This is a genomic window from Acidovorax sp., from assembly GCF_027492855.1.
Taxonomy (GTDB): domain Bacteria; phylum Pseudomonadota; class Gammaproteobacteria; order Burkholderiales; family Burkholderiaceae_C; genus Acidovorax.
Genome location: NZ_JAPUDY010000108.1, coordinates 134,037 through 140,319 on the forward strand (window position 1 = coordinate 134,037; position 6,283 = coordinate 140,319).

At 64.3% G+C, this 6,283-nt stretch carries 7 protein-coding genes; 5 read left to right on the forward strand and 2 right to left on the reverse strand.

Translation table 11 applies throughout. The features are described 5' to 3' along the window. The first annotated feature begins 56 nt into the window (after nt 1–56). Together Q0105_RS21475 and Q0105_RS21480 are read left to right on the forward strand one after the other, a co-directional pair. On the forward strand, nt 57–377 hold the full coding sequence (locus Q0105_RS21475) for a hypothetical protein (RefSeq protein ID WP_298214944.1): 321 nt from the start codon (nt 57–59) through the stop codon (nt 375–377). A gap of 48 nt (nt 378–425) precedes the next feature. Continuing rightward, nucleotides 426–1,292, forward strand: a complete 867-nt coding sequence (locus tag Q0105_RS21480; protein ID WP_298214946.1) for a creatininase family protein — start codon at nt 426–428, stop codon at nt 1,290–1,292. Nucleotides 1,293–1,334: 42 nt separating this feature from the next. Here Q0105_RS21480 and Q0105_RS21485 read toward each other — a convergent pair whose 3' ends face one another. Both Q0105_RS21485 and Q0105_RS21490 read right to left on the reverse strand, forming a co-directional pair. Then, nucleotides 1,335–1,805 (reverse strand): hypothetical protein, encoded by a 471-nt coding sequence (locus tag Q0105_RS21485; protein WP_298214948.1) that lies wholly within the window; start codon nt 1,803–1,805, stop codon nt 1,335–1,337. Nucleotides 1,806–1,863: 58 nt separating this feature from the next. Continuing rightward, nucleotides 1,864–2,649, reverse strand: coding sequence for a class I SAM-dependent methyltransferase (locus tag Q0105_RS21490; protein WP_298214950.1), 786 nt, complete (start codon nt 2,647–2,649; stop codon nt 1,864–1,866). Between the two features lie 106 nt (nt 2,650–2,755). On the opposite strand from Q0105_RS21490, the gene Q0105_RS21495 reads away from it, so the two are divergent. From Q0105_RS21495 to Q0105_RS21505, 3 genes are all read left to right on the forward strand, one after another. Further along, a complete protein-coding gene (locus tag Q0105_RS21495; protein ID WP_298214952.1) occupies nt 2,756–3,625 on the forward strand; it encodes a LysR family transcriptional regulator in 870 nt (289 codons plus the stop codon). Nucleotides 3,626–3,718: 93 nt separating this feature from the next. Next, nucleotides 3,719–4,867 carry an agmatine/peptidylarginine deiminase gene (locus Q0105_RS21500; protein ID WP_298214954.1) on the forward strand — a complete coding sequence of 383 codons (1,149 nt, stop codon included), beginning with the start codon at nt 3,719–3,721 and terminating at the stop codon, nt 4,865–4,867. A gap of 31 nt (nt 4,868–4,898) precedes the next feature. Beyond that, the gene (locus Q0105_RS21505; protein WP_298214956.1) at nt 4,899–6,011 is read left to right on the forward strand and encodes an agmatine/peptidylarginine deiminase; all 1,113 of its coding nucleotides are present in this window, start codon (nt 4,899–4,901) and stop codon (nt 6,009–6,011) included. The last annotated feature ends 272 nt before the right edge of the window (nt 6,012–6,283 follow it).

The window sequence follows — 6,283 nt, forward strand, 5'->3', positions numbered from 1 at the left end:
TGTTGTTGATCATGAATCTGCCTGCGCCCTCAGAACCTGCCCCCCCTTTCTCCTCTATGCCGCCCGCTTCGCGCGCCTTGGTCTGGTGGTCCCGCGTGCTGGATGTTTTTTTGCTGGGCCTTTGCGCGCTGCTGGTGGCGCTGTCGTACTACAGCTTCACGCTGTATTGCGAAAGCTTTGGCTGCCTGGGCGTGGGGCTGCTGTGGATGTTGTGGGCCGTGTGCGCCGCTGTGGGTTGGGTGGTGGCCTGGGCGGTGCGCGCGTGGCAGCGTCGCTGTGGCCTGGGCACCCGTGCCAGCGGGCTGGCATTCGCACTGATATGGGTGATGGGCGCGGGGCACCTGCTGTATTGGCTGGGCACCACGGTGCTTCGGTAGCCGCCTTGGCGTGTATGCGGGTGCTGCCGCTGCGACTACCATCACGCCATGACCGCTGCCGCTGCGCCCCAACCCACCCGCCCCGCCTTGCCCTCGCGTTTTTGGGCCGATTTGTCCACCCGCGACTTCGTGGCGCTACAAAGCACCGGCCAGGCCGAGGAGGTGGTGGTCGTGTTGCCCGTGGCCGCCATCGAGCAGCATGGCCCGCACCTGCCGCTGTCGGTCGATGCCACGCTGCTGCAGGGCGTGATCGACGCCGCGCTGCCGCAATTGCCTGCCGACCTGCCCGTGCTTTTTTTGCCACCGCAGAACGTGGGCCTGAGCCCGGAGCACATCCGCTTTCCGGGCACGCTCACCCTTTCGCCCGCTACCGTGATCACCCTGTGGACCGAGATCGGCGAATGTGTGGCCCGCGCGGGCATCAAGAAGCTGCTGATCTTCAACGGCCACGGCGGCCAGGTGAGCGTGATGGACATCGTGGCGCGCGAGCTGCGCACCCGCTGCGGGCTGATCGTGTACAGCGCCAGCTGGTTCAGCCTGCCCCTGCCCGACGCGGTGGCCAGCCAGTTCAGCGCCGAGGAGCACCGCTTTGGTATCCATGCGGGCGAGATCGAGACATCCATGATGCTGCACCTTGCCCCGGCCACGGTGCACATGGCGCATGCGCAGAACTTCCGCTCCACCTCACAGGACCGCTCGGAGCACTACGCCATTCTGGGCAACGGCAAGAGCGCCAAGCTGGGTTGGCAGATGCAGGACTACCACCCCGCAGGGGCGGTGGGCAATGCGGCTGGGGCCACGGCCGACAAGGGGCGGGCGCTGGTGGATGCAGCGGGGGGGCAACTGGCGGCATTGCTGCGCGAGTTGCATGCGCTGCCGCTCTCCACCCTGGTGGATGGGATGGGGCCGCTATAGCCCGAAAGGCAAGGGCAGCGCCCTGCGGGTGAAACGGGTTTTTCAGCCGAGATTGCAGGCCCGCCGGACCCGTTCGTGCGCGGATTCGTCCTCAAAAAAAGCCGCCGGAGATGAAGGTGGGAGCCGCGATGCCCATCCTTGTTGCAGCAGGGCGCGCACGCGAGGGGCATTGCTGACAAATTTCACCTCGCTGCTCCCCGGAAAGACGGCGCTGGCAGCCTCTTCGCGGCGCTCGGGTAGCGACTTTGCGAACATCACATTCGCTTGGAAATGCTGGAGCAAGGGCCCGAAGTCGAAGGTGTGAGCGGTCACCCGGACATGCCAGGGCGCGGCGCCGTAGTGGATGGAACCTGAGCCATCGGGGAGTATCGTCAAACGGCAACCACCGTGCGGTAGCATCAGGTCGAGTCCTTCTGTTTCAGTATGCGGTGCCTTTTCAGAGGGCCACGCTGCTGGGACCGTCAACAGAAAGGCCGCAGTAAGGAGGAGGATGCCCAAGAGGGGAAGACGCATCGTTCTCGTGAAGCCAAGTCAATGTTCAACACCGAACTCTGGAGGCCGCAGATGGCTGCTACAGCTTTCTCAATAGGGTGATCGGCCGAAAGATATTCTCACTGGCTGGAGTCAACGGATCGTCAAGGTTCCAGTGGTTCCACCAGCCGATGAACTCCAACTGTCCCATGTTTTTGACCAGTTCCAAAAACTCTTGGGGATAGACGGCGCGTTTGATGGAATGGCTGGACAGCGAAAGGCGGGTGTCCCCGTCGGTCACGTCGATGCCGAATTGTTCTTCGAACAACTGCTCTGGGTGGTTGAACGGCTTCATGCGCACATGGGCGGCCACGGAAACCCCGTCCTTTTCCATCGTCCACGTATCCCCTTCAGGTTTGAACATCTTGGCCGGTTCAAACTGAATGCACCAATCAAGCAGGAACAAGCCGCCCGAACGGAGGGCGGAGGCGACAGAGGCCAGGTGCGACTTCAGCTCGTCGGTGGACTGCACATACAGGTCGCCCAATGCAATGAACACATAGTCCACCGGCTGGGGCAGCCGGAAATCGACCATGGACTGCCGGTGAAACCTTGCGTCGATACCTGCCGAAACGGCGCGGGCTTGTGAGTAGTCGAGCATCGCTTGGCTGATGTCCAGGCCCTCGAACTGCCATCCGCGGCGTGCCAGTTCGACCATGTGCTGGGATGGGCCGCATGCCAGTTGCAAGATGCGGGGTGACGCCTGGCCGGGGGCAAAGCGCTGGACGGTTTGCCCGATGACGTCCACTTCTTTCTGAATATCGCGAAAGGCAAAAGCGATTTCGTAATAACGGGGGTGGTCGTAGCAGTTGTCTTTCTGATTCATAGCCTGGCATTCGTTGGAATGCGAAGAACTTTATCAACTCCGGAACCAATGCGCCGTTCGTTAAAAATGCGGGTTTCCGTGGTTTTACCCAGTGGACGCAATGCACATGCCCAACACCAAGCTGCCTTCTTTCAAGTTTTTGATTGGTTTTGAGGCGGCGGCTCGGCTGGGCAGCTATTCGCGTGCGGCAGAGGAGCTGTGCGTTTCGCAGTCCGCCGTCAGCCACCAGATTGCGCAGTTGGAGCAGCAGGTTGGCCAGCCCTTGTTCCGGCGCAAGGGGCGCGGCGTGGAGCTGACCGTGGCGGGCAGCCTGTTGCAGGACAGCGTGGGCAAGTCGCTCGAGCAGATTCGCAACGGGCTGCGCCGCATCGACACCTACATGGATGAGGGCCTGGTCACGCTGGTCTGCCCCGCGCCCATTGCCAGCGGCTGGCTGCAGCCGCGCATGGACCGCCTGCTGCTCGCACACCCCACGCTGTGCCCCATCATCTCCATTGATGAAAGCGCCCGGTTCATCGATGAGCTGGACGTGGACATCGCCATCACCCGCGAGCCGCTCAGGCAGCCTGGCGTGCTGGACGTGCCGCTGCTGACGGATGAGCTGATCGCCGTGGTCTCTGCCGAGCTGGCCGAGAGTTCCCACACCGGCCTGCTGTGCCTGGAGGACGACCTCACCAGCGACCAGATCGGCCCCTTTATCCACGCGCATTTCGGCCACCTGCGCAAGACCGCTATCTACGACGACCCGCGCCTCCTGCTCGACGCGGCGCTGCGCGGCCGGGGCGTGGCGCTGGTGTCGCGGCTGCTGGCCGATGAGGCCTTGTGCACGGGGCGGCTGCAGCGTCTTGCGGCCTGTCCGGGCGTGCCCCTGGGCACCGTCTGGATCTCGTGCACCGAAGGCGCGCCGCGCATGCCGCTGGTGCGCGAGGTGTTCGACAGCCTGCTGCAGTGGGCCCAGGCGGCTGAAAATACATGAGTTAAATTGATTAATTTCACATAAAAACATCAGTTGTGCAGATGATTGGTGTTCTGGAGAATCAGGGTTTTCCTAGTGTTAACCCTTGTTTTTATGACAACGCGACGTACTCTCCTGGGCCTGGGTGGCCTCGGACTTTTCTCCGGACTTGTGAGCGCCTGTGGTGGAGGTGGCGGCGACGGCGATCCTGCGGCCGCTCCGGCCGCCCAGCCCACACCGGCTCCGGTGTCCTCGCCCGACAGTTCCTGGCAGATGCCGGACGAAGGCGGCGCCCAGCGTGCTATCTGGATGGCTTTTGTGGCCCGCGAATCCGTCTGGGCGGCAGAGCTGCGCCAGCCAGTGCACCAGGCGCTGGCGCGCATTGCCAATGCCATCAGCGTCTATACGCCGGTCAAGATGTTGGTGAACCCACAAGACCTCGCCACGGCCCGTCAGCTGTGTGGCTCCAACGTGCAACTGATCGAACACGCCGTGGATGACCTCTGGGTGCGTGATACCGGCTGCGTTTTTGTGCGCAATGCGCGCAACGAGCGGGCTGCCGCGGGCTTTAACTTCAACGGCTGGGGCAACAAGCAGCCACATGCACGCGATGCCACGGTGGCCGCCCGTATGGCCGAACTGGCGGGCGTGCCCCTGCTGCGCAGCCGCCTGGTGCTGGAGGGCGGCGGCATCGAGGTGGACGGGCAGGGCACTGCCATCATCACCGAGAGCTGCGTGCTCAACGAAAACCGCAACCCCGGCGTCAGCAAGGCAGCGGCAGAAGAGGAGCTCAAGCGCCTGCTGGGCCTGCAAAAGATCATTTGGCTGCCGGGCATCGCGGGCCGCGACATCACCGACGGCCACACCGATTTCTATGCGCGGTTCATCAAGCCGGGCGTGGTTGTGGCCGCGCTGGAAAACGACAGCCAATCCTTCGACCATGCCGTGACCCGCCGCCATCTGGAGCTGCTGCGCACGGCGACCGACGCACGCGGGCGCCCTTTGCGGATCATCACGCTGGAGACGCCCAGCCAGGTGCGCCCAGCCTATGCCGGCAAGGATTTCGCGGCGGGGTACGTGAACTTTCTGCTCACGGACAAAGCCCTGTTTTTGCCGGAATTTGGCGATACTGTGGCCGACTTGGCGGCCCGCAATGCCTTGGCGGCCGAGTTGCCGCACCACCAGATCGTGCCGTTGAACATCGACGCCATCGCCGCAGGCGGGGGCGGCATCCACTGCACTACCCAGCAGGAACCGGCCTGAGACCGCCCCTTTTTTTCAGAGATCGACCACCATGCGTTTTTCCAAAACCCGCCGCCACCTGTTGGGCGGCCTGAGCCTGGCGCCCCTGGGTTGGGCCGTGCCCGCCGCCGCCGCTACCGGTGCCGCCCCGGCAGGGGCGCCTGATACCTGGCACATGCCGGATGAGGGCGATCCGCACCGCGCCACCTGGATGTCTTTCGGCCCCAGCGAGAGGGTGTGGGGCCGGCGCCTGCTGAACCCGGCGCGCGAACAACTGGCCGACATCGCGCGCGCTATCGCCGCCTTCGAGCCCGTGCACATGCTGGTGCGCGAGGAAGAGCACGACCTGGCCGCCCGCCTGTGTGGCAACCGCGTGCAACTGGAGGTGCAGCCGGTGGACGACCTCTGGATGCGCGACACCGGCCCGGTGTTCGTGCGCAACCCTGCGGGCGAGTGGGGTGGCATCGACTTCAACTTCAACGGCTGGGGCGGCAAGCAAGCCCATCAACGCGACGCCGAGGTGGCTGCCTATGTGACCGAGGCGGCAGAGGCCCGGCGGCTGCGCACCCGGCTCGTGCTGGAGGGCGGCGGCATCGAGGTGGACGGCGCGGGCACCGCCATCATCACCGAGAGCTGCGTGCTCAACGCCAACCGCAACCCCGGCGTCAGCAAGGCCGCCTGCGAGGCCGAGTTGTCGCGCTTGCTGGGCCTGCGCAAGATCATCTGGCTGCCAGGCATTGCGGGCCGCGACATCACCGACGGGCACACCGACTTCTACGCTCGCTTCGCCGCGCCCGGCGTGGTGGTGGCGGGGCTGGACGAAGACCCGGATTCGTACGACAGCGCCGTGACCCGCAAACACCTGGAGATCCTGCGCAAAGCCACCGACGCGCGTGGGCAGCGGCTGCGCGTGGAGGTGCTCAAGGCGCCCGAGACGGTGCGCAAACGCTTCGAGTCGGACGAGTTCGCTGCGGGCTACATCAACTTCTATGTGTGCAACGGCGCCGTCATCGCGCCGCAATTCGGCGATGCGCGTGCCGACGCCAATGCCCGTGCGCTGCTGCGCGAGCTGTTCCCCAAGCGCGAGGTGGTGCAGCTCGACATCGACGCCATCGCCGCAGGTGGCGGGGGCATTCACTGCACTACCCAGCAAGAGCCGCGCTGAGTGCCGTGCGTGGTTTGCTAGTGAACATCAGGGGGTTGTGTGCGCAATGGGATGCCTAGTGTCTAGTTGCAGAAGTCTGCGTTAGCACCGAGATCTGCCTGGAGCCCCGGGCGCAAGGCGCAAACCGCAGGGATACCCGAGGTATCGCGAGGATTTGCAACGCTGCGCCCGGGGATGCCAGGCGGATCGAATGCAGCAAGACTTCTGCAACTAGACACTAGTGTGGTGTCTCAGAAGTAAGCATCAAATAATGGAGCTGGCAGCGCGAGCGA